This is a genomic window from Mesorhizobium sp. Cs1299R1N3 (genome assembly GCF_037179625.1).
Classification (GTDB): domain Bacteria; phylum Pseudomonadota; class Alphaproteobacteria; order Rhizobiales; family Rhizobiaceae; genus Mesorhizobium; species Mesorhizobium salmacidum.
This window is the reverse complement of record NZ_JAPYKQ010000003.1, coordinates 486304-509651: the sequence shown is the minus strand read 5'-3', so window position 1 is coordinate 509651 and position 23348 is coordinate 486304. Positions and strand designations below refer to the sequence as shown.

The 23348-nt window shown below is 62.2% G+C and carries 21 protein-coding genes, 2 tRNA genes and 1 pseudogene; 10 read left to right on the top strand and 14 right to left on the bottom strand.

All coding sequences use genetic code 11. From position 1 onward, the window contains the following. Nucleotides 1–67 precede the first annotated feature (67 nt). A complete protein-coding gene (gene argS / locus O7B34_RS10965; RefSeq protein ID WP_027146794.1) occupies nt 68–1825 on the bottom strand; it encodes an arginine--tRNA ligase in 1758 nt (585 codons plus the stop codon). Between the two features lie 61 nt (nt 1826–1886). Next, a complete protein-coding gene (locus tag O7B34_RS10960) occupies nt 1887–3101 on the bottom strand; it encodes a deoxyguanosinetriphosphate triphosphohydrolase (protein ID WP_337146099.1) in 1215 nt (404 codons plus the stop codon). A 76-nt stretch (nt 3102–3177) separates the two neighbouring features. On the opposite strand from O7B34_RS10960, the gene erpA reads away from it, so the two are divergent. From erpA to O7B34_RS10940, 4 genes are all read left to right on the top strand, one after another. Beyond that, nucleotides 3178–3525 carry an iron-sulfur cluster insertion protein ErpA gene (erpA, locus tag O7B34_RS10955; RefSeq protein ID WP_337146098.1) on the top strand — a complete coding sequence of 116 codons (348 nt, stop codon included), beginning with the start codon at nt 3178–3180 and terminating at the stop codon, nt 3523–3525. 7 nt (nt 3526–3532) lie between these two features. Further along, nucleotides 3533–3925 (top strand): VOC family protein, encoded by a 393-nt coding sequence (locus tag O7B34_RS10950; protein ID WP_337146097.1) that lies wholly within the window; start codon nt 3533–3535, stop codon nt 3923–3925. Nucleotides 3926–3932: 7 nt separating this feature from the next. Continuing rightward, nucleotides 3933–4727: an exodeoxyribonuclease III gene (gene xth, locus O7B34_RS10945; protein ID WP_337146096.1), complete on the top strand. Its 795-nt coding sequence runs from the start codon at nt 3933–3935 to the stop codon at nt 4725–4727. Between the two features lie 90 nt (nt 4728–4817). Next, entirely contained in the window at nt 4818–5135 is a 318-nt protein-coding gene (locus O7B34_RS10940; RefSeq protein WP_337146095.1) for a hypothetical protein, read from the top strand. A 164-nt stretch (nt 5136–5299) separates the two neighbouring features. Here O7B34_RS10940 and O7B34_RS10935 read toward each other — a convergent pair whose 3' ends face one another. The 8 genes from O7B34_RS10935 to O7B34_RS10900 all read right to left on the bottom strand — a co-directional run bounded on the left by O7B34_RS10935 (nt 5300) and on the right by O7B34_RS10900 (nt 16320). After that, on the bottom strand, nt 5300–6148 hold the full coding sequence (locus O7B34_RS10935; RefSeq protein WP_337146094.1) for a tetratricopeptide repeat protein: 849 nt from the start codon (nt 6146–6148) through the stop codon (nt 5300–5302). Then, nucleotides 6135–7859: a dihydroxy-acid dehydratase gene (gene ilvD, locus O7B34_RS10930; RefSeq protein ID WP_027146787.1), complete on the bottom strand. Its 1725-nt coding sequence runs from the start codon at nt 7857–7859 to the stop codon at nt 6135–6137. The genes O7B34_RS10935 and ilvD overlap by 14 nt, the downstream gene beginning before the upstream one ends. A 291-nt stretch (nt 7860–8150) precedes the next feature. After that, nucleotides 8151–9398 (bottom strand): OmpP1/FadL family transporter, encoded by a 1248-nt coding sequence (locus O7B34_RS10925; RefSeq protein ID WP_337146093.1) that lies wholly within the window; start codon nt 9396–9398, stop codon nt 8151–8153. Nucleotides 9399–9757: 359 nt separating this feature from the next. Then, nucleotides 9758–12541: a valine--tRNA ligase gene (locus O7B34_RS10920; RefSeq protein ID WP_337146092.1), complete on the bottom strand. Its 2784-nt coding sequence runs from the start codon at nt 12539–12541 to the stop codon at nt 9758–9760. 293 nt (nt 12542–12834) lie between these two features. Next, nucleotides 12835–13665, bottom strand: a complete 831-nt coding sequence (locus O7B34_RS10915) for a PopZ family protein (protein WP_337146091.1) — start codon at nt 13663–13665, stop codon at nt 12835–12837. A 254-nt stretch (nt 13666–13919) separates the two neighbouring features. Continuing rightward, nucleotides 13920–15305 carry a TolC family outer membrane protein gene (locus O7B34_RS10910; protein WP_337146090.1) on the bottom strand — a complete coding sequence of 462 codons (1386 nt, stop codon included), beginning with the start codon at nt 15303–15305 and terminating at the stop codon, nt 13920–13922. A 182-nt stretch (nt 15306–15487) separates the two neighbouring features. Continuing rightward, nucleotides 15488–16156, bottom strand: a complete 669-nt coding sequence (locus O7B34_RS10905; RefSeq protein ID WP_337146089.1) for a protein-L-isoaspartate O-methyltransferase family protein — start codon at nt 16154–16156, stop codon at nt 15488–15490. A 90-nt stretch (nt 16157–16246) separates the two neighbouring features. Further along, a tRNA-Cys gene (locus O7B34_RS10900) sits at nt 16247–16320 on the bottom strand. A gap of 157 nt (nt 16321–16477) precedes the next feature. Here O7B34_RS10900 and O7B34_RS10895 point away from each other — a divergent pair. After that, a complete protein-coding gene (locus tag O7B34_RS10895) occupies nt 16478–16780 on the top strand; it encodes a hypothetical protein (protein WP_337146088.1) in 303 nt (100 codons plus the stop codon). 45 nt (nt 16781–16825) lie between these two features. On the opposite strand, the gene O7B34_RS10890 is transcribed toward O7B34_RS10895, so the two are convergent. Next, nucleotides 16826–17086 (bottom strand): hypothetical protein, encoded by a 261-nt coding sequence (locus O7B34_RS10890; protein ID WP_027146779.1) that lies wholly within the window; start codon nt 17084–17086, stop codon nt 16826–16828. A gap of 222 nt (nt 17087–17308) precedes the next feature. Between O7B34_RS10890 and O7B34_RS10885 the strand changes: the two genes are divergently transcribed. Beyond that, nucleotides 17309–17383, top strand: a tRNA-Asn gene (locus tag O7B34_RS10885). Nucleotides 17384–17499: 116 nt separating this feature from the next. On the opposite strand, the gene O7B34_RS10880 is transcribed toward O7B34_RS10885, so the two are convergent. After that, the gene (locus O7B34_RS10880) at nt 17500–18144 is read right to left on the bottom strand and encodes a TetR/AcrR family transcriptional regulator (RefSeq protein WP_337146087.1); all 645 of its coding nucleotides are present in this window, start codon (nt 18142–18144) and stop codon (nt 17500–17502) included. A gap of 118 nt (nt 18145–18262) precedes the next feature. On the opposite strand from O7B34_RS10880, the gene O7B34_RS10875 reads away from it, so the two are divergent. Both O7B34_RS10875 and O7B34_RS10870 read left to right on the top strand, forming a co-directional pair. Further along, complete coding sequence (locus O7B34_RS10875) at nt 18263–19159, top strand: NAD(P)/FAD-dependent oxidoreductase (protein ID WP_337146086.1); 897 nt, start codon at nt 18263–18265, stop codon at nt 19157–19159. A 21-nt stretch (nt 19160–19180) separates the two neighbouring features. Continuing rightward, a pseudogene (locus O7B34_RS10870) lies at nt 19181–19653 on the top strand (methyltransferase family protein). A gap of 3 nt (nt 19654–19656) precedes the next feature. Here the strand turns inward: O7B34_RS10870 and O7B34_RS10865 are convergent. Continuing rightward, the gene (locus O7B34_RS10865; protein ID WP_140761456.1) at nt 19657–19887 is read right to left on the bottom strand and encodes a type IV toxin-antitoxin system AbiEi family antitoxin domain-containing protein; all 231 of its coding nucleotides are present in this window, start codon (nt 19885–19887) and stop codon (nt 19657–19659) included. Nucleotides 19888–20328: 441 nt separating this feature from the next. Here O7B34_RS10865 and O7B34_RS10860 point away from each other — a divergent pair, with 441 nt between their 5' ends. After that, the gene (locus O7B34_RS10860; protein ID WP_337141840.1) at nt 20329–20619 is read left to right on the top strand and encodes a hypothetical protein; all 291 of its coding nucleotides are present in this window, start codon (nt 20329–20331) and stop codon (nt 20617–20619) included. A 156-nt stretch (nt 20620–20775) separates the two neighbouring features. Next, nucleotides 20776–21549, top strand: coding sequence for a sulfite exporter TauE/SafE family protein (locus O7B34_RS10855; protein ID WP_337146085.1), 774 nt, complete (start codon nt 20776–20778; stop codon nt 21547–21549). A gap of 435 nt (nt 21550–21984) precedes the next feature. On the opposite strand, the gene O7B34_RS10850 is transcribed toward O7B34_RS10855, so the two are convergent. After that, on the bottom strand, nt 21985–23316 hold the full coding sequence (locus O7B34_RS10850; protein ID WP_337146084.1) for a VpsF family polysaccharide biosynthesis protein: 1332 nt from the start codon (nt 23314–23316) through the stop codon (nt 21985–21987). Nucleotides 23317–23348 lie beyond the last annotated feature (32 nt).

The window sequence follows — 23348 nt, the reverse complement described above, 5'->3', positions numbered from 1 at the left end:
GACGTCGCGCAGGGTTGGCCCTTACCAGCGCAATGTGGGCAAAAGGTGACAGGTTTTTTAGTCAAACCTAACGCATTTCGGTGGGCGCGGCGGCTCCGATCAACGTCAGGCCGGACGTCAGAACATCCGAAACAGCCTGCACCAGCCCTAGTCTGGCATGCGTCAATTGTCGGTCGTTAACCTTAACAAAACGTAAGTCCGGATTATCCGTGCCACGGTTCCAGTGTCCATGGAAACTGGAAGCCAGATCATAGAGATAAAATGCCAGCCGATGCGGCTCGAGCGCAAGAGCGGCGGACTCGATCAGACGCGGATATTCAGCGAGTTTTCGGATCAGGCCGATTTCACCTTCGTCGGTCAGCGACGTTGCCGCGGCCGCCAGGCCGTTGCGATCGAAATTCGCCTCCCCCAACTGTTCGCTCGCCTGCCGGAACACCGAATGGCAGCGCGCCGAGGCATACTGCACGTAGAACACCGGATTGTCCTTGGACTGCTCGGTCACCTTGGCGAAGTCGAAATCGAGCGGGGCGTCGTTCTTGCGATAGAGCATCATGAAGCGGATCGGATCGCGTCCAACTTCCTCCACCACCTCGCGCAGCGTCACGAAGTCGCCAGACCGCTTCGACATACGCACCGGCTCGCCATCGCGAAACAGCTTGACCAGATTGCACAGGAGGACGGTGAGCTTGACGTCGTCGCCGGCAATCGCGCGCGCCAAGGCTTCCAGGCGCTTGACGTAGCCGCCATGGTCGGCACCGAGAACATAGATCAGGTCGACGAAGCCGCGATCGACCTTGTCCTTCAGATACGCCACATCGGCGGCGAAATAGGTGAACGAGCCATCGGACTTGACCAGCGCCCGGTCCATGTCGTCGCCGACGGCGGTCGAGCGGAACAGCGTCTGTTCGCGGTCTTCCCAGTCGTCCGGCTTCTCGCCCTTGGGCGGCGGCAGCTTGCCCTTGTAGATATGGCCCTTCAGCGTCAGGTCGTTGATCGCAGAGCGGATCTTCCGGGCATTGTCCGCATGCAGCGTGCGTTCGGAGAAAAACACGTCGTGGTGGACGTTGAGCAGCGCAAGGTCCTCGCGGATCATCGCCATCATCGCATCGATGGCGCGATCCTTGACGATGGCCAGCGCCTCCTCGTCCGGCATCTGCAGCAGGCCCCGGCCAAATTCCTTGGCTAGCGCCTGGCCAAGAGGGACGAGATAGTCGCCCGGATAAAGCCCTGGTGGTATCTCGCCGATATCGTCACCGAGCGCCTCGCGGTAGCGCAGTATGACCGAGCGGCCGAGCACGTCGATCTGCCCACCGGCGTCGTTGATGACATATTCCTTGGTCACGTCATAGCCGGCGAACGCCATCAGGTTGGCGAGCGCATCACCGACGACGGCACCCCGGCAATGGCCGACATGCATCGGCCCGGTCGGGTTGGCCGAGACATATTCGACGTTGGTTTTGTGGCCGGCGCCGATCGTCGAACGGCCATAATTGCGCCCCTCGCCCAGAAGCGCCGACAGATGCGCCTGCCAGAAACCGTCCTTGAGCCGCAGATTGACGAAACCCGGACCGGCGACCTCGGCGGCGGCGACGTCCCTGTCGGCCCGTAGCGCTTCCGCCAGTTTCTCGGCCAGCGCGCGCGGGTTTTGTCCGGTCGGCTTGGCCAGCACCATTGCCGCATTGGTCGCGAGATCGCCGTGTGTGGCGTCGCGCGGCGGCTCGACCGCGATGCGCGATAGATCAGGCGAAACGCCGTCCTTGTCTTTCAGGTCAAGCGCTTCGACAGCTTTTACGACTCGCGCGGTGAAATCGGCGAAGATGTTCATGGTGTATGCTCTGGCGGCTTTGTGACGAATCCGGCCCTTTGGCCGGCAAATCGAGCCCGCCCTAGCTCAAATCCGGGGTGCGGTCAAACAAACGCCTGTGTTCCTTGAGCGCGTAGGTGTCGGTCATGCCGGCCAGGAAATCGGCGACGCTGCGCGCCTTGATGCGATCCTGCGCGCGGTCCAGCCCTTCGCGCCAGCCGTCCGGCATGGCGCGCGGATCGGCGAAATAGACATCGAACAGGTCCCTGACGATCTGCTCGGCGTCCGCGCGCACCCGCATGACCTCCTCGTGCCGGTAGAGGTGCTTGTAGAGGAAGGCCTTCAGTTCCTTCTCGGCTTCCGCCATCTCGGCCGAAAAGGTCACCATCGTCTCCCCCGCCGCCCTCACCGCGTCGGCGCTCGGCGGCCTGATCCGCTCCAGATTGGCGGTCGTCGACTTGATCACATCCTCGACCATGGCCGTGATCTGCCGCCGCATCAATTCGTGACCGGTGCGCACGTCATCAAGCCTGGCATAGCGCTCACGCACACTCGTCAGGATCGTTCCGGGCAGCGAAACGCCCTTCAGCATGTCCAGCGTCAACAGCCCTGACCGCAGCCCATCGTCGATATCATGCGTGTTGTAGGCGATGTCGTCGGCAATCGCCGCGCACTGCGCCTCGATGCCGGCGAACCGGTCAAGTTCGAGATCCTGCAATTGCGAGTAGTCGCGGATCGCCTGCGGTACCGGCCCTTTCAGGCCTTGGCCGCTGCTGTCGGTGAGCGGACCATTGTGCTTGACCAGGCCTTCCAGCGTTTCCCAGCTCAGATTGAGCCCATCGAATTCGGCGTAGCGAGCCTCCAGCCTGGTCACGATGCGCAGCGATTGTGCGTTGTGGTCGAAGCCGCCCCAAGCCGCCATCTTTTCGTTCAGCGCGTCCTCGCCTGTGTGGCCAAAGGGCGTGTGGCCAAAATCATGCACCAGCGCCACCGCCTCGGCGAGATCCTCGTCGCCACGCAGCGCCCGCGCCAGCGCACGCGCGATCTGCGCCACTTCGATCGAATGGGTCAGCCTTGTGCGGTAGTGGTCGCCTTCATGGGCGATGAAGACTTGCGTCTTGTGCTTCAGCCGCCGAAACGCCGTCGAATGGATGATCCGGTCACGGTCGCGCTGGAATGGCGTGCGGGTCGGACTTTCCACCTCGTCGAACAGCCGGCCGCGCGAGCGCGCCGGATCCGTGGCATAGGCCGCGCGCGGCCGATAGCCGAATCCAATGTCGCCAAGCTCATTTGTCATGGCTGATGCTGCCGCAGTTGACTTGCCCCGTCGCGCTTCATACCTATCATGTGAAACCGAAAGCAAGGTGACGCCTATGGGCGCGGATGCCAAGACCGCCATGAAAGTCGAGATGACCGAGGCTGCCGCCAAGCGGATCGCCAGGATTGTTTCGGCCGAAGCCGGCAAGACAGCGCTGCGCGTTTCCGTCGAAGGCGGCGGCTGCTCCGGCTTTTCCTACAAGTTCGACCTGGTCGACACACGCAACGACAACGACGTCGCCGTCGAAAAGGATGGCGCCACGGTGCTGATCGACGATCTGTCCCTGGTCTATATGGGCGGTTCGGTCATCGACTTCGTCGACGATTTGATGGGCCAGTCGTTCCAGATCAGGAACCCGAATGCGGTCGCCTCCTGCGGCTGCGGCACCAGCTTCTCCATCTAGGACCGAGATGCCCGCAACCGGCGCGGTTCGTCAGGTTGCGCTCTCCGCCGGTCGCGACCTCGACGCGACGTTGGCCTTTTGGCGCGATGTCCTCGGCATGAGCGTTCATGCCCGCTACGATCCGCCCGGCATCGCCTTCATCATGGCCGGCGATGTCAGGCTGTTGTTCACCGACGGCATCCCGGCCGGCACCATCTATCTCGATAGTGTTGGCCTCGAAGCCTTCCACGCCGAGGCAAGGGCAGCCGGCATTCCATTCACCGCGCCGCCGACGCTGGTCCATTGCGACACCGAGGGGCAGTTCGGTCCGGCGGGGGAAAGCGAATGGATGGCCTTTATAAAGGACCCGGCAGGCAATACGATCGGACTCGTCGAACGCCTTCCGCCGCAGGAACAATGAGACCGTCATGAAAATCGTCACCTGGAACATCAATGGCGTGCGCGCCCGCATCGGCAACCTGACCCATTGGCTGACCGAAAGCGCGCCCGACATCGTCTGCCTGCAGGAGATCAAGACGGTCGACGAACAGTTCCCGCGCGCCGAGATCGAGGCGCTTGGCTACAATGTCGAAATCCACGGCCAGAAGGGCTTCAACGGTGTCGCGCTGCTGTCGAAGCTGCGCTTCGACGAGGTTATCAAAGGCCTGCCGGGCGACGATGCCGACGAACAGGCGCGTTTCATCGAAGGCGTGTTCTCGACCGACAAGGGGGCGCTTCGCGTCGCCTCGCTCTATCTGCCGAACGGCAACCCGATCGATGACGAGAAGAAGTTTCCCTATAAGCTGTCCTGGATGGCGCGGCTGGAGCGCTGGGCGCAGGAGCGCCTGAGGCTGGAAGAGGCGCTGGTGCTGGCCGGGGACTACAACGTCATCCCCGAGCCGGTCGACGCGCGATTTCCCGAGAACTGGGCGGGCGACGCGCTGTTCCAGCCGCAGACGCGGCAAGCCTTCCGGCGGCTTTTGAACCTCGGCTTCACCGAGGCGGTGCGCGCGGTCACCGATGCCTCGGACACCTACACCTTCTGGGACTATCAGGCCGGCGCCTGGCAGAAGAATAACGGCATCCGCATCGACCATCTGCTGTTGTCGCCGGAAGCCGCGAACAGGTTCTCATCGGCTTCGATCGAAAAGCATGTGCGCGCCTGGGAAAAACCGTCCGATCACGTCCCGGTTGCCATCGACCTCGCCTTGCTGCCGGCCTGACCTGGAGCCTACCGCTGCGGGCTGGTGCCGGGCACGCCGATACCGGAGGACCTCATATCGCCACATTCCGACGCATGATGGGAGATCATCATGGCGGCCGGGGTTCCCATGACCATTCGATTTGCTCTTTGTCCGATCGGCTTGGCATTCGCCACGGTCGCGATCGTGCCGACCTTCGCCGCGCAGGAATGTCTTGCCAATGGAAAATCCTATCCGGTCGGCCAGGTCGCCTGCCTGACGGTCGCCGATCAGAGTCATTTGGCTCGCTGCGACATGGTGCTGAACAACACATCCTGGACCAAGGTTGGCGATAGCTGCCCCTCAAACACCATGGCGCCGCGGGTGCACGTCACGCCGATCTCGACACCCGAGCCAAGCATGGTGCCGACGGAACCGACCGAAAACTGATTTTCTTCTGGATTGCCTCGCCTTCAGGTAGAGACGAGCCTTGATAGGCCGACGCTGCCCTCAGTGCCTTGCTGGCGTTTGTCGCTCGAAAAGCCAAGCAGTTGGCTTTTTGTCCACTACACGGAACGCTCCTCCGCTCGTCGCATGGTGACGGGAGAAAGAGCCTACTGATCGGTGTTGTTGCCCTTGGTCAGGATATCGTCCGCCAGCGAGATCGCGGTGCGGCGGTCGGCTTCGCCGGCCGCGGCGAACGCCTCTTCCTGCATGCCGCGGATCCAGGGCTGATCGGCCGGCGACGCACGCTCGAGGGCCGCGGTCATCATCGCCAGGCCGCGCACGATCTTGCCGCTCTGGAACAACAGGTGGCCAAGCGTCGCCTGTGCGCCGGCATGGCCCTTCTCGGCGGCGAGCTGGAACCAGCGCCCGGCCTGCTTGACGCTGGCCTTCACGCCGCCCTCGCCCTTCAGAAACATCTGGCCCATCTCGAACTGGGCGTTCGGATTGCGGTAGTTGGCGGCGGCGCGCATGTAGTATTCCTGCGCCGCCACCTCGTTCTCGGTGACCGGGCTGCCTGGAATGCCCGTGCGCAGATAGTCGCCGAGCGCCACCAGAGCGTCGGAGACGTAGCTTTCTTCCGGAGAGCCGGGCTCGACGTCCTGGTCGACGATCTCCGAGAAGAACTTGAACGCCTCATAGTCGTCGCGGGCCACGCCGTCGCCTTCGGCATACATGCGGGCAAGCTTCCAGGTGGCGCCGATCTGGCCGTTTTCGGCGGCGTATTTATAGGCCTCGGCGGCCTGCTCCTTGTGGCCACTCTTGTAGGCGGAGAAACCGAACTGGAACACCGCCCAGGGGCTCGACTGCGGCTTCACGCCGGTCTTGTCGTCGAACACCTTGTCGTCGAAGGCCATGGCCTGGCCCACGGCGCCAAAGATCGCAACCGCGACCAGTGCCGAAAGGACGGATGACTTCAACAACTCTGGTGTTGACTTCAACAACTCAGATATCCGCATAGCAGTGTGTTTCTTTCGCACCGCCCGGATGGGTGACCGCGCCATCCCTGGCGGACCCTACCGTCTGTGCGTATTTCCATATCGCGCCAGACTGATAGTCGGTCGTGCGCGCCTTCCAAGTCTTCGCTCGCGCCGCCAGCTCGCTCTCGGACAGCGCCACCTCGATCGTGCCGTTCACCGCGTCGATCGTGATCACGTCGCCATCCCTGATGAGACCGATCGGGCCGCCTACCGCCGCTTCCGGCCCGACATGGCCGATGCAGAAGCCGCGTGTCGCGCCCGAGAAGCGGCCATCGGTGATCAGCGCCACCTTCCCGCCCATGCCCTGGCCGTAGAGTGCCGCCGTCGTCGACAGCATCTCGCGCATGCCCGGGCCGCCGCGCGGTCCTTCATAGCGGATGACCAGAACCTCGCCTTCCTGATAGGCGCGGTTCGTCACCGCCTCAAAACATTCCTCTTCCGAATCGAAGCAGTGCGCCGGGCCGGAGAATTTCAACTCCGCCATGCCCGCGACCTTCACGATCGCGCCTTCGGGGGCAAGGTTTCCCTTCAACCCCACGACACCGCCGGTTTGGGTAATTGGTCTGTTGGCCGGGCGGACCACATCCTGGTGTTCATTCCAGGCAACATGCTCCATATTTTCGGCCAAAGTACGGCCAGTGACCGTCAGGCAATCGCCATGCAGATAGCCGTGGTCGAGCAGCGTTTTCATCAGCAGCGGGATGCCGCCTGCCTCGAACATGTCCTTGGCGACATATTTGCCGCCTGGCTTGAGGTCGGCGATGTAGGGCGTCTTCTCGAAGATTTTCGCCACGTCGAACAGGTCGAACTTGATCCCCGCCTCATGCGCGATCGCCGGCAGATGCAGTGCCGCATTGGTCGAGCCGCCGGTGGCCGAAACCACGGTCGCCGCGTTTTCCAGCGCCTTCAGCGTGACGATGTCGCGCGGGCGGATGTTTTTCGCGATCAGCTCCATGATCTTTTCGCCCGAGGCGAAATTGAAACGGTCGCGCATTTCGTAGGGCGCCGGTGCGCCGCAGGAATAGGGCAGCGCGAGGCCAATTGCCTCCGCGACGGTGGCCATGGTGTTGGCGGTGAACTGGGCGCCGCAGGAACCGGCCGACGGACAGGCGGCCTGCTCGATTTCAAGCAGCTCGGCATCGTCGATCGTGCCGACCGAGTGCTGGCCGACCGCCTCGAACACATCCTGCACGGTGATCTGGCGGCCGCGATAGCTGCCGGGCAGGATCGAACCGCCATAGATGAAGATCGACGGCACGTTGAGCCGCACCATGGCCATCATCATGCCGGGCAGCGACTTGTCGCAGCCGGCGAGGCCGACCAGCGCATCGTAGCAATGGCCGCGCATCGTGAGCTCGACCGAATCGGCGATGACCTCGCGCGACACCAGGGACGACTTCATGCCCTGGTGGCCCATGGCGATGCCGTCGGTGACGGTGATGGTGCAGAACTCGCGCGGCGTGCCGTTGGCGGCTGCGACCCCCTTCTTGACCACCTGCGCCTGGCGCATCAGCGAGATGTTGCAGGGTGCTGCTTCGTTCCAGCAGGACGCGACGCCGACCAGCGGCTGCGCGATCTCGGCCGCCGACAGGCCCATGGCATAGAGATAGGACCGGTGCGGCGCACGCGCCGGACCGACAGTCACATGGCGGCTAGGGAGCTTAGCCTTTGAAATGACCTTGGCGTCCATTCTCATCCTTGCCGCGGGCGGTGCGGCCTGTCCCATCGCCGAGCCTTTTGGGGCATGTCCCGGGACAAGATCGAGGTGCGCCGGGTTTATGGCGGGAAATGGGCAATTTCCTCGGCCTGCCCCTTAGCGGAGGGGTTGTTCAGAAAGTGTTGCTGAAACGTCACAATTGCGCGAGGCGGCCGAGAGTGCGGCTTATATGCAACGCCGCTTGCATAACAGACTTGACGGCAACCCAGGCTCAAACGAAAAAGGCCGAGCATCGCCCGGCCTTTTACTACCATTTTCAGAGGCTTAGAACTTGATCTTGAGACCGCCCGAAATCGCGGTGACTAGGTCGTTGCCGAAGTCATAGCTGACCTCTTTACCGGCGACGTAGCCGTTCTCACCTGCCACTGTACCCGAATGGCCGCTGGTCAGGACGCCGATCGCACCAGCCAGACGAACCTCGATGTTGGGCTTGGGCGTGTAGGCGACGCCGCCGCCCAGCGTCCAGGTGTCGGTTTGCGACCCAAAGCCATGCGAGGTGCCGCGATCCCAGGAAAGCTGCCCAGCCGCACTCCACTCATCGTTGAATTTATGACCGATGCCGCCCGTAACCGTCCAGCCGTCACGATACATCAGATCCAGCGACGTGATCTGACCTGAATGCAGAGCATCACCTGTAACGCATGCCGCGGCGGGAGTACCTTGCACGCAAATCGGAACACTCTGCAGTAGGCTCCAGTTGACCCACTTGAGCGAACCAAAGGCAAGCCAGCCGGGCGCTATGCCTGACTGCAACTTCAATTCCACCGTGTCCGGCATGTACTCGGTCGCGCCGTAGATCGGCAGCACGACACTGCCGACATGCGTCAAATCCAGCGTGCCCGTGATGTTGTCGAGCTTGACCCGCGAATTGTAGACGAGGCTAGCGCGCAGCGCGATCTCAGGGATTTCATAGGCCAAGCCAGCGCGCCAGCCCCACCCGGTGCCTTTGAGATCGACTCGGCCGGTGCCCTGGAAGCCCGGCACCAGCGGCGACACCAGGTCTTCCTTGAAGCCATAGACTTCCTGATAGTAGACGCCCCCGATGAAGCGGACCTGACCTTTGCCGGCGTCCATCTTGTAGGAGCAGGTGCCGGCATAATTGTTGCTCTTGATGTCGGTTTCCATATTGGACTCGGCACCGGCCCAAAGACCCGGATTGGTGTGTGCACCCCAGGGCTGCGAATAGTCGAACATACAATCGACGCCCTGGACGACCTGCGCCTTGACGCCGATGCGCGGCACCCAATAGTTCTCGCTGTCATTCGCCGTGCTGCCCAAGAACGTGACGTTTCCGTCACTTGGATCTGTATCCACCGCATTCTTAAGCTTGCGTTGCGGCATCACATAAGTCGCTTCCGCTTCCGTGGCGAACGGCGCAGGATCGAAAAGCAAATCGATGTCGTAGCCACCGCGCTCAATGCCGCCGGCATGCGCCGGGTTCATCGCCGAACCCATCAAAGCCAACGAAAAGCACCCTGCCCCCAGCAGTGCTTTCAGACGCAAATTGTTCATGGACATCCTCCCCGAATAACTATTGGATCAAGCTAGAACCAATTCACGTTAACGGTGCAATAACGAATACGTTGGGCGTACATGTACATGTTCGCCCAACGCATTTCGGGCAAAATGCAGGCGGACGCCGCGACGCCAAAAAACGGTCTTTGGTGAGGTTCACCGCTCCAAAAGAGGGAAAAAGCGACCGGAAAGGCTCAAAAAAGGCCGATTTAAGCGGTCTGCGGCCCCATTGTTACATTATGGCAACAATGGGGCAAAAACTTCCGTTTACGTCAACATTAACGCAACGGAATGCCGGTTTTCGAGGCACGAGACCGCCCATTTTAGAGGGCGCTAAAATCTCCCGAATCTGCCCTTCAGCCGGCGTCACGAACCCTGGTCAGCGCCACCGAAAGCTTGTCCTGCGCGTCGCGATATTCCGCGAGCTTTTCCCGTTCGCCTTCGACGATCTCGGCCGGCGCGCTGGCGACGAATTTCTCATTCGACAGCTTCTTGTGCAGGCGCGCGATTTCCTCGGTCACCTTGACCAGTTCCTTTTGCAGCCGCACGGCCTCCGCCGTGAGGTCGATCAGGCTGCCAAGCGGCAGGCAGATCGTCGCCTCGTTGAGCACGATCTGCGCCGACCCCTTGGGTGCCGCATCGGCGAGCGAGATGTCGCCGACGCGCGCCAGCCGCTTGATCGCGGACTCCTCGCGAACCAGTCGTTCGCGCGTCACGTCGTTGGCGCCGACCACCACGAGCGGCGCAATGGCCGCCGGCGGCACGTTCATCTCAGAGCGCACCGAGCGGATGCCGGAGACGAGATCGACCAGCCAGTTGATGTCGGCGGCTGCTTCCGCGTCCTCGAAATCCGGCGACGGCCATGCGGCATGGCACAGCAGCGAGGCCCGTTCCCTGCCTTCGCCCGCCGTTTGCGCCCACAACTCTTCGGTCATGAACGGCATCATCGGATGAAGCAGCTTGTAAATCTCGTCGAGCACGAAGGCGACGCAAGCGCGGCTTTCAGCCTTGGCCGCCTCGTCCGTGCCCATGAACACCGGCTTCAGCAGTTCCAGATACCAGTCGCAGAACAGGTTCCAGACGAAGCGGTAGGCCGCTCCAGCCGCCTCGTTGAAGCGGTACGAGGTGATGCCGTCGGTGATCTCGCGCGCGGCGCGCGTCAACTCGGTCAGGATCCAGCGGTTGACCGCCAGCTTGGCGTCGTTCAGCCAGAAATCGTCATTGCGCGCGACTTCGTTCATCTCGGCAAAGCGCGTCGCGTTCCACAGTTTGGTGCCGAAATTGCGGTAGCCGGCGATGCGCGCCGGGTCGAGCTTCACGTCGCGCCCCTGCGCCGCCATCACGGTCAGGGTGAAGCGCAATGCGTCGGCGCCATATTCGTCGATGAGATCGAGCGGGTCGATGACGTTGCCTTTCGACTTCGACATCTTGGCGCCGTTCTTGTCGCGCACCAGCGCATGGACATAGACGGTGTGGAACGGTTCCTCGTCCATGAAGTGCAGGCCCATCATCATCATGCGGGCAACCCAGAAGAAGATGATGTCGAAGCCGGTGACCAGCACGTCGGTCTGGTAGTAGGTTTTCAGTTCCGGTGTCTGGTCCGGCCAGCCAAGCGTCGAGAACGGCCACAACGCCGACGAAAACCAGGTGTCGAGCACATCCTCGTCGCGGATCAGTATCTCACCCGGCTTGAAGTTCTCGAGCTTGTCCTCGACCCAGGCCTTCCATGGCCCTTCCAGAGCCAAATAATATTCGATCGCCGCACTCAGCGCCTCTTCCTCGGTCTTCTCGACGAAGACGCGGCCGTCCGGCCCATACCAGGCCGGAATCTGATGTCCCCACCACAACTGGCGTGAAATGCACCAGGGCTGGATGTTCTCCATCCAGTCGAAATAGGTTTTTTCCCAATTTTTCGGGACGAAGTTGGTACGACCTTCGCGCACCGAGGCGATCGCCGGCTTGGCGAGCTCGGCCGCATCGGCATACCACTGTTCGGTGAGGAACGGTTCGATCGGCACGCCGCCGCGGTCGCCATGCGGCACGGCATGGCGATGCGGCTCGACCTTGTCGAGGAAGCCGCCGGCCTCCATCAGTTCGACGATCTTCTTGCGCGCGACGAAACGGTCGAGGCCGTCGAGTTCGTCCCATACCGCCTGACGCTCCGGCGTCACCTCGAGGCCGGCGAGGAAGTCCTCATTATCCCTGAGCTTGATGGCGGCTTCGACGGTGAGGATGTTGATCGCCGGCAGCTTGTGGCGCTTGCCGACCTCGAAGTCGTTGAAATCATGCGCCGGCGTGATCTTGACCGCTCCGGACCCCTTTTCCGGATCGGAATACTCGTCCGCCACGACAGGGATCTTGCGCCCGACGATCGGCAGGACGACGTTCTTGCCGATGAGATTCTGGAACCGCTCGTCGTCGGGATTCACCGCGACAGCCGTGTCGCCCAGCATCGTCTCGGGACGAGTCGTCGCCACGATGATGAAGGTTTTCGGATTTTCCGGATCGAAGGCCGCGCCTTCGATCGGATAGCGGAAATGCCAGAGATTGCCGTTGACCTCCTGCTGCTCGACCTCGAGGTCGGAGATCGCGGTCAACAGTTTCGGGTCCCAGTTCACAAGGCGCTTGTCCTTGTAGATCAGCCCTTCCTTATAGAGCGTGACGAACACTTCGAGCACGGCCTTGGACAGGCCCTCGTCCATGGTGAAGCGTTCGCGCGACCAGTCGGCGGAGGCGCCGAGACGTTTCAGCTGGTTGAAGATCAACCCACCTGATTCGGCCTTCCATTCCCACACCTTCTCGATGAATTCTTCGCGGGTGAGATCGCGGCGATGGATCTGCTTTTCCATCAGCCGGCGCTCGACCACCATCTGCGTGGCGATGCCGGCATGGTCCATGCCGGGCTGCCACAGGACGTTCTTGCCACGCATGCGCTCGAAGCGAACTAGAATGTCCTGCAGCGTATTGTTGAGCGCATGGCCCATATGCAGCGAGCCGGTGACATTGGGCGGCGGAATGACGATGGTGAAGGCCTCGGCCCCCTCCTCCGCCCCGGCGCCGGCGCGAAACGCGTCGGCTTCCTCCCACACCTTGGCGATCTTCGGCTCGACGGTCTTGGCGTCGTAGGTCTTTTCAAGCATGGGGAAACGGTCCGCGCTGTCGGGATTTTGCTGGCTCGGTGTAAATCGGAAGGTCCTGGCCAAGTCAACCGCGAGGCCGCCCGGGATCATCACAAGCAGATAGGCGCGGCCCTGTTCATTTCAACGGACGGCCGTAAGGCATCGTTGCGAACCGAGCCCTGGGGTTCCCGCATTGTCAGCGACCCCGACGGCAATTTGATCGCCTTTGCCAGTTCGGCGACCAGCGGCTGACCTCGCACAACGAGAAACGCCGCCTCGACGGCGGCGTTTCTTCTGGAATGCAAGCCTGGACGCTACTGTGCCCCGCGTGCCACGCGCTCGATCTCTTCGCGCACAAGCCTTTCGACCAGCGTCGGCAGATTGTTGTCGAGCCAGTCCTGCAGCATCGGCCGCAGCATTTCTTCGGCCATCTCGTCGAATGTCTTCTTGCTGCGGCTTGCAAAGGCGTCGGATAGTTCGCCGAAGGCGGCAGCAACCTGCCGGCCGGTATGTTCGGAAAGTATCGCGGGACGCACCGCATGCGCTTCGTTTGCCGCCGCGCGCGCCTGGGCCGTGCCCGGAGCATCGCTCGACGAAGACCGCTCGGTCGCGGGGTCCACCGCCGTTTCGCTCGCCGCCACCTCCGGCCGTGCCGCTGGCTTGCGGATACTCCGGTCCGGCATCGCCTTGGCTTGCTCGCCAACCGCCGCGATCTCGCGACGCCAATCGGCGATAATGGCTTCACTCGCCGCAAGCTCCGCGGGAGCCGATGGCGCGTCGCGGCTGGGCACCGGCTCGGCGGCAACCCGGGCGCCGACCTCGGCCAGTGTCGTCGGCGACCTGCCAACAGCCGGATCGGCACGTGGCGGCGCTTCCGTGCGTGCGATCGCCGGCTGTACGGCTGGCGCCTGGACTTCCGCCATAGCGGCCGGTTTCCTGACCTCGGGGACGGCATGCAGTTCGGCACGGAACGCGTCTATGTCGGCGGCCGCAACAGCACTCGGCGCGGGCTCCAAATCCTGCTGCAACTCATCGGCCTCGCCGGGCTGCTTGCGACCGTTGTCGCTGTCTTCGATGATCCTCCTGATGGAAGCCAGTATCTCTTCCATGGAGGGTTCGCGCTGTGCGCTGCTTGCCGTTGCCATCGTCACATCCGCCGCCCTTGTGACCCGTTGCAGGTTTCCGCTCCGGCAACAGCCGGATTCGAATCATGACGACAGGGTAACCGACGGATCGCCGCACGAGAATCCCCAATCTGGGGACATGTGGGATTTCAACAGATTAGAGCGATTCCGCCAAAGCCGTGTGACGGTTCCCGTCAGCAACCCATCGAAGGACAACGATAGTCAGGCGTTTCCGATCGAACCGCTCAACCCGGAAACGCCGTTCGACGAAAGGCCTAGCGGCCGTCCGGCGTGCGCAGGCCGATCCACTTGTCCTTGACGGCGTTGTAGTGCTCTTCAGGCTTGTACTTCGTCACCTGCAGCGCAAGCCGGTCGACCGACAGGTGGCCGATCGCTGAGAGGATGGCATAGCTCGCCACGACCACGTCGTGTTCGGAATTGGCCTGGTTGATCTTGGCCGTGATTACGGTGGCCTGTGCATTGAGCACGTCGAGCGTCGTGCGCTGGCCGACATTGCGCTCCTCGATGACGCCGTTCAGCGCCAATTGTGCGGCTTCGATCACCTGCCTGTTGGCGGATACGCTTTGCTGCGCGGCGGTGTATTGCGACCATGCCGTGGCGACAGCCTGGCGGACCTGGTCGCGGCTGACGTCGACCTGGATACGCGCTTGCCCGAGCGACTCCTTGTTCTGCCGCACGATCGCCGAGGTCCGGCCGCCGGAATAGATCGGGATGGTCAGCGTCGCGCCGATATTGGCCGAGGTCGAATTGCCGTTGGAACCCGTCACATCGGGGATGGAGTTGCGGTAGTTTTCCGAAACGCCGGCCGAAGCCGACAACTGCGGCAACAGCGCGCCCTCGGACGATTTCACCGTGAACCCCGCGGCGTCGACCAGATGCTGGGTGGCAAGGATGGCCGGATGTTCGGCCGAGCCGATGGCGATAGCGGCGTCAAGGCTCGACGGCAGCAACCTGCCCAATGGCGAAGCAGGCTTGAGCTTGCCGGGTTCGTCACCGACGACCTGGTGGTAGGTCGCAGCACTTGCCAGCGCCTGCGCGCGAGCCGCGCTCAGCGATGCCACCGCGGAAGCGCGCGAGGCATCGGCCTGCGCGACATCGGTGCGCGTGCCTTCGCCGACTTCGAAGCGCGAGCGCGCCGCGCGTGCCTGCTCGGTCAGGAACTGCAGGTTCTGTTCGGTCAGCACCGCGATCTGCCGGTCGCGAATCACGTCCATATAGGCGGTAGCCGCATTGAACAGGGTGTTCTCTTCGGTGTTTCGCAGGCTTTCGACCGACGCCTTGACCTGGGATTCAGCCGCCGCCACGTTGTTTCTCGTCTGGAAACCGTCGAACAGCGACTGGTTGATCTGGATGCCGTAGCTGCCGCTTGTCAGCTTCGAATTGCCGCCACCATTTGCCCGGCGCGTGTTCGTATAGTCGATGTTGGCCGATCCGGTAACCGTCGGACGCCAGCCCGATTTGGCAATCGCCACGCTCTCGTCGGTCACACGCACGCCGGCACGCGATGAATTCAGTGTGGAATTGTACTGATAGGCTTTTGCAAGGGCACCGGTGATGGTTTCAGCCGATGCAGCCAGTGGGGATAGTGCGGTCGCCGAAACAAGGACGGCGGTTAAAAGTGATTTGCGTACTGACGGCACGGTATATCCCTCATTCGTTTTCCATGGGAACCGCGCCGCGCCGGCTTCTCCTTCTGGAGCAGCCGGCGTGGCGTGTTTCATGTTCCCTGTCGCTCGGCCCAAAGTGCCCCCAGTCTGGGATCAGCAACGATCGTTCAAATGCAAGCGACCATGACAAAGCCTTTGCTGCAAGGCCAAATCATTCAGAATTCGAAAGCATGCTCACGTTCGAAGCCGGGTAGTGGCTTAATTGCCGCATTAAATGCCCTTCTCCCGGTTACAACCCCCCCAGCCTTGAAAAAAAGCCGCGCCACGCCGGAATTGCCCTGTCCTTCGACCGCGACCAGGCGTCCGCCTTCGGCGAGTTGGTCGAGCAGCGACGCAGGCACTTTGCCGACACTGCCGCCGATGAAGATGACATCGTAAGGTGCCTTCGCCGCATGGCCTTGCGCCAGTGCGCCCTGAACCACGGTCACATTGCCGCAGCCCAGGCTGGACAGGGTCGACGCGGCGGTTTGCGCCAAGGCCGAATCGCTTTCGAGCGCCACGACGAATCTCGCCAGGCGCGACAGGATCGCCGAGGCGTAGCCGGTGCCGCAGCCGACATCGAGCGCCGAATCGGCCACGCTGATCTCGGCCAGTTGCATCAGCTTGGCCAGCGGCGAAGCTTCCATCAGGTATCGCGAGCCATCAGCGCTGCCGGCGATGCGGATGTCCTCGTCGATATAGGCCAGATCGCGCTGGCGATCGCCGACGAAAACCTCGCGCGGCACGGAAAGCATCGCGTCGAGCAACGGCGCGCTGGTCACGTCGGTGGTGCGAACCTGACCATCGACCATCTTGATGCGAAGTTCGGAAAAATCAGCGCTCATGTTCCAACCAATCTGCTTGCCGCGTCAGAATCGCGGTTCATTTCGACCGGAACTTCAGGCTCCGGCGCTGACGCGCGGGAGCCTGGGCATTGGAGGCCTCGCCCGGAATCGAACCGGGGTGCAAGGATTTGCAGTCCTCTGCGTAACCACTCCGCCACGAGGCCTCGTTGCTCCCGGCGTTCCACCCGGTTCCAATAGGTTGCGGCGAAAATGCCGTCAAGCGGCCACGACGTATTCCGAACGCTTTCCTCTGCGCCGGCTCCACCCCCCTGTCAGATCGCCGTCACAGCCGCCCTATTAGCAATCCGTTAAGCATGGCGGATGATCGAGCGAAACGCCGCGCACCGGCCTGCGTTGAGAGACAGGGAGGACTGCGCCATGCCCATGGCAAAACCAAAGGACGAAACGCACGAAACGGAAGGCGTGCCGCTGGTGGGGTGCGAGGAATTGGTGCGCTATGCCATCGACTGCCTGAGAATTGAAGGCACCGGCAGGCTGTCACCGCGTGATCGCGCGCGTCTGGCCTCGGCTTCCGCGGTCCTGAAGGAGATCAGCGAGGATTTGAAGGCAGGCGGGCAACCCGATTCGGAGGAATCTGGCACGGGGAGACGGCGCCAGGATTGATTCTCTTTCGAAGGCGGCCGTGCGAGATGCGTCGGCAAGGGCCGCTCAGTCCGGCCGGCGTCGCCGCTCCCACCAGACGACCAAGCGGCGCCGGTGGCGACGGACCATGGCGATTTCGTAGGAGAGTACCAGCAGTCCGAGCGGCACCATCCAGAAGCCAAGGATCGGCAGGAACCCGAGAAGGCCGCCAATTGTCAAAAGCACGCCGATGGTGATTCTGAGACCACGCGACTGCGGCATGGTGAATTCGCGCCCGAAAACCGAGATCTTTCGTGCGGGTATCCGGTTTTCGTCCGCTGCCGTCATTGCGAAAACTGCCTGTCTGGGGGGCTCGATAATGCCATTTTTAGAAAGCCGCGACCGCCCTTTCGGTTCCGCGCCCGTCGCCAAGACGGCTAATATGTGGGTGGGCAAAGCCGATTGCGAGAAACCACCGCGCGAAAAAGTCTCGGCAAAATGCGAAATGCTGCTTTGCAAAGCCGAAACGGGTTTGCTATAGGCTGCGCCACTTGCTCAAAGAGCCTCCGTTCCCCGGTAGCTCAGTGGTAGAGCAACCGGCTGTTAACCGGTTGGTCGCTGGTTCGAATCCGGCCCGGGGAGCCACCGCCTCTTCTACGCCATGGCGCGATGCTGCGCGCCAGCGTGGAATTTCTCCCATACTCTTCGATCTCGATAGTCCTGCTTCCAGAGTGTCAGAACATCGAGGATCCTCGTCTAGGCTATCCGCCCGCGTAGTCGTTGCCACCATGGGCGGCGATGAACATGGCGACGGCCGATCGGCAATAGGATTCGATTTCGTTGTCGTCTTCTGCTCTCGCCTGATCGAAGCGTGCGATAATCAAGAGATCGGATCCTTTGAAAAGCGCGGCGAACAAGCGGGCGGACCGGAGAGGATCGGGCACGTTCAGAACCGCCTTCGCGTGCAACTGACGCAACAGGGCCTCGATTTCGGCGATGATATGGGCGGGGCGGGCTTCGTAATGGAGCTTGCTTAACGACTTTTGATTGGTCTTGTCGGCCATGATCATGGCTTCGACATTGCTGACGTCCGGCCTCATCAGGGTGCGAAGCAGGGATGATCCCACCGCCATGAGCTGATCTTCGGCTGAACCGTCGACGCCCTCAAAAAGAGCCTGTGCAAACTGATGGCAGCCGGCCGCGATGGCCGCGCTGAACAGCGCCTCCTTGTTCTCGAAGTGCCGATAGATGCTGAGCTTGGATATCTTCGCTCGCTGGGCGACCTTGTCCAATGTCGTCGCTTGAAAACCCAATTCAACAAAGAGTTCGCTCGCGGCGTCGATGATCGTTTGGCCAAGCGCCTCGTTGGCGGGCCGGCCGCGCCGGCTCCGGCTGTTTTCAGTCACGACAATTCCAGTCCTTGACAGTATCCTAATTCCTGCATTATGATACCAGATAGTATCTGAAATGCAAGTCGTTGTGCCCTGGGCCCAGCGCTTCATCCACAACACGGAGCCCATTTCCATGGATGACGTCATCATCATCGGCGGCAGCTTTGCCGGTCTCGCCGCCGCCTTGCAGCTCGGCCGCGCCCGCCGCAAGGTCACCGTTCTCGATACCGGCCTGCCGCGCAACCGCTTCGCCGGTCACTCGCATGGACTGCTCGGCCACGATCACAAGCCGCCGCTGGACATCCTGGCGGAGGCGCGGCAGCAGCTGGAACGGTATCCCGCGATCAAGCTTGTCAGTGCCCGGGCCGACAGCGTCTCCGGCGCCATCGACGATTTCTCAGTCGTCACTGGCGATGGTGAAAGCCTTGCGGCGCGTCGTCTGATCCTGAGCTATGGCGTCATCGACCAGATGCCTGATGTTGCGGGCTTTGCCGAAGGCTGGGGCAAGTCCATCGTGCCCTGCCCCTATTGCGACGGCTTTGAAGTCGCCGGCCAGCATTGGGGCCTCGTCTGGTCCGGCCGGCAGTCACACAATCAGGTCAAGCTGTTCCACGATTGGACCGACAGGTTGACGGTCTTCGCCGATGGTCATGACATTCCGCCCGATATCCGGGCCGATCTGGCGCGCCGCAACACGCCTGTCGTCGATGGCCGGATCATCGAGATCGCGCATCACGAGGGCCATAACGCCACCGTCAAGCTCGATACCGGCCCAAATGTCGCGGTCGACATCCTGTTCGCGCATCCGCGCAACAAGCCGTCCGCAAACCTCCATGAATCACTGGGCCTCGCCACGGTCGATACGCCACTCGGCATCATCCTCAAGGTCGACGAGCGCCGCGAAACCAGCACGCCCGGCATCTACGCCGCCGGCGACCTCGCCAACCCCGTTACGCCGCCATCGGTCACCCTGGCATCATCGCACGGCGCGATGGCGGGTATCTTCGCCCAGCAGTCGATGCTGGTTTGAGAGCAGAGATTGGAGAGGAGCATGGCCGTCGAACCGGACAGCGCGGGTGTGCGCTTCCCTCCGCCCTTCGTCTATCTGGGAGCGCTGCTGTTAGGGCTGGCGGTGGAGCGGTTCGTCCCCTGCGCTCTTTCGGCATCGACTGGCGGTTGCTGGCGGCGACGGGCGCTCTGCTGTTCGCTGCCGGCGCGGCGATAATGCTTGCAGCGGCGGGGCTGTTCCGGCGGCTGGGCACCAACGTTCCCCCGTCGCAGCCAACGACCCTCGTAGCAACGACCGGTCCCTATCAGTGGACCCGCAATCCCATGTATCTCGGCATGGCGCTTATCTATAGCGGCCTTGCCATCGGCCTCGACGGGCCGATCGCCTTCGCCTTGCTCCCGTTGGTGCTGATCGCGATCCAGACGCAGGTGATCGCCCGCGAGGAGCGTTATCTCGAAGCGAAGTTCGGCGACGACTACCGCCGCTACAAGGCCGAGGTTCGCCGCTGGCTCTGACCGTCAAGCAGCATCACGTTTGGCGGCGCGATATACTCCATAACCGACTTTGATGAGCAAGCCCTCATCGCACATCCGGGCTAGGTAGCAGCGGGGAATGCCGATTGCTGTCAGTTCAGCCGTTCGCACCTCGCCACGCTCGCGAGCGAGGGCCGCAGCTCGGTCTCTCAGCGTCGGCTTTGGCCCGCCAGCAAGGCGTAGGGCTTCTGCGCGGTCACGATCACGTTTGCGCATCTTCGTCACCGAGGGCGCATTCTGGCGTAGGGGAATCGCGAATTCGAATTTCTCAGCTTCGTCGGTCCTGGGGAGCCAACATTCTCAAGCTATACAGGGTTTCCAGGAACGGCCGAAAATCGGCCGATTTACAGCATATCTACACAACTCGACTTCGCTAGGCCCCGATCTATACGGGAATCGCCCGGAGGAGAGAAATCCCATGGAACGCGTTTTTGATGATCTGATCGGCCTGCAGCAGCCGCGCTCGGGCGAGAATTGGCGCACCGCTGCTACTGATTGCAGCCGGACGCCGGTGTGTCTCAGTCAAAAGACATTTCTTTGCGTCGAAACGAAATCTTCGGGAACGCAGCGAGAAGCGCGGCGTTGGGACCATGAAGGGACGGCCGTCCCTGCCACCGCAAGGCCGGCATCGGACAGGCAGTCATCGGAGTATCCATCATGCGAACTCTCATCGTCATTGCGGCGTTTTCGCTGCTTGCCGGCCCCGCGTCGGCAGCCGATCACCTCTTCACCGCCACGTCGGCCGGGGGCCTGACGACCTCGAGCCAGCCGTTCATGAACGGCATAAACAACAGTGCACCGACAGCCGACGCCGTGCCGGGCCAGGGCAGTCCGCTGTCGGGCGACGAGCATACCGTACCGGCCACTGATACGCAGACCGGTGCCTCACTCAGGACCCCGCCGTCGGTGACTCAGGGTAAGACGGCACCATCGGCCCACGCCCGGTAACAGCCTTGTCGCCTGGCGAACACGCAAGGCGACACCGCCACCCATCATCAGCGAGTGCCGCTCTCGGGTCCCAAGCGGACTGCACCGCCCGGAGACTGATCGTCACTCGCAACCGCTGACCGGAACCGGCCAGGCGCGCGGCACGTTTTCTGCCCGATGGACTGGCTCCAATTGATATTGCTCTGCGGCGCGGGCTTTATGGCCTGGACCCTCAATACGCTGTCGGCAGGCGGCGGCGGTCTGATGCTGATCCCGGCAGTGACCTTCCTCACGGGCAGCGCCGCCGTCGCTCCGGTGATCACGATCACCGAGTTGATGGGAAATCCGGCGCGGATCCTGGCGTTTCGCCGCGACGTCGATTGGCATATCGTGCGCTGGTATTTGCCCGGAGCCATCATCGGGGCGGCAGCGGGCGCTTGGCTGTTCGCCAGCGCGCGCGCCGATTGGCTGCAGATATTCATCGGCCTCTATCTGATAGGCGCGGTGTGGGAGTTCCGAGGCGGCGCGCGCGCGCGCAGCTATCAGGCACGGCGCTGGTGGTTCTTGCCCGCCGGGCTGATTGTATCCCTGCTTTCGGCGCTGATGGGCACGGTGGGCCCGGTGCTGAACTCACTTTACCTGAACTATGGTTCCAGCAAGGAGACCTTGGTAGCGACGAAGTCGGTGAACTCCTTCGCGACCGATGTGGTCAAGATTGCAGTGTTTGCCGACCTTGGCGCGTTCGGCGGGCACGCCCTTGCCTTTGGCCTGGCGACCGGGATAGGTGCGGCGCTCTCGACGGTCGCCGCGCAGCCATGGCTTGGGCGGATGAGCGGACGCCAATTCCGGACAGCCGTCGTAATGCTGATGGCCCTGAGCGGCGTGCTGATGATCTGGAAACAGAACGAGGTTATCATCGCGCTCTATCACCATCTCGCTGGCGGTCTCTAGCCAGCCTGATCGGATCCGCGCAGGGTTGGATCCGCGTTGATGACCTGACATCGACGTCGAGCATTATCAAGTCGCCCAGCACCGGCTGCGACGAAGGATGCGCACATCCGCCGCCGCACCAACGGTGATGAGCGCTCCGTCCGAAGCATCGAGGTCTGGCTAGCTTAATCAGCTCGGCCCATTCTCAGCACCCGCAATCGCTCACGATTTATCCGACCGCCTGCCATGCGCGACGGGCTGGGTCCAGCAATGGCAGGTCGTCGGATCAAGCGGACGAGACAGCTCGGCGCCGAATTGTCCAGCCTATGCCGAACAACGCCGCGAGCGAGGCTCGGATTGCTTCGCTCAGAGGCGTTGGCGCGCTCCCCTCGCCGCCCGGCCGCTGCGACCGGCTTCTGATAAGTGGTTCCGTAAGCAATTCCGGACGGAAACCGCTCACACCTTTCCTGGAATTGCTCTTCCTGGAATTGCTCTAGTCCTTGCCACAAGGGCCAGTATCAGCACGGCCGGCATGGTCAGCATCGTCGTCTTGGCGCTTATGCCGACGCTGGTGGAGTTGATCAGCAATGCGAAAAAGAGCGGCAGGATCGCGCCACGGCCGCCGACCCGCAGCATCTCGATGAACCAGCTCAAGATGCCCAGCCACAGAACCGACGAGAAGACGAGACCATAGCGCAAGAGGTGGCCAGCCCACGCGTTCTCGATACCCTCGCTGAGGCCGTTTATACGTACACTGGTCTCCAGTTCGTCCTGACTGAATCCGATGAGCAGTTCGCGCAGCCCGAAATTGTCGAACAGGCGAAACAACTGAATGCGAGTCGCCGCACTGCCGCTGTCATTGGTAAAACGCGCGAGGAAATTGTCGAAATAGCCGAATTGGTACATTGCCGCGACAGCGACGACGCCAAGCGGTGCAAGAACGAGAATGGCGAGCAATGCGCGCACTGAAATCGCGCCGCCGCGCATCAGCTTCAAAATGAAGAGCAGGCCCATCACCGCCGCCACGCCATAGACAACGGCAAACGAGGTTCGGGCGCCGAGAAGCGGCATCGTCGCCATGCACAGGACTATGATGGGCAGGCGCCAGCGCGGGCTCAGCCCGCGAACATCTTTCACAGTCATCAGGATCACCGCGTAGACGCCAGTGGCCAGCGCACCGGCAAGCGGGTGGCCAAGCAAAGCCGTGGCCCGATGATCCCAGGTCTGGACCCGATCCTCAATGAGGAAGGGAAACAGTCGCCACGACGTCAAGCCTTCGGTGATCGCAATCAGGCAATTGATGACCATCAGCATGTGAAGGCAACGGGCAGCATAAAGCCGCAGCTTCTCGCCCGAGTCGCAAAACAGCATGGTAATAACGGCCGCGACCATCAGCGCGTCGATCAGGAAGGAGGCGGATTGATCGGGCTTGTAACGGGAGATGAAGTACCAGAGCAGCAGGCAAGCGGCGAGCAGGCTGGTCGATCCGGCGCAACGAACGAGAAGGGAGACCGCGTAGCCGACCGGGTTTCGATTGGCGAGCACCGCCAGGACCAGCGCCAAGCCAAATGTGTAGGTTGCCGGATGAATCTTGGTGACGATCGATCCGCTCGATGAATCATACGGGATGCCGAGAAAGTCGAGCGCATAGTTTGATAGGGAGAATAAAAGTACCGTGGCCAGCAGAATGAGCGGATCGACCAACTGCCGCCAGGACGCAGCGTCGCCTTGCACCTTTAGAGGGAAATCAGCGACGTTCAGCCGATACTCTATTGATCCCATTGTCATTGACTTTCAGTGGCCGCGTCGGGCCGATGAAT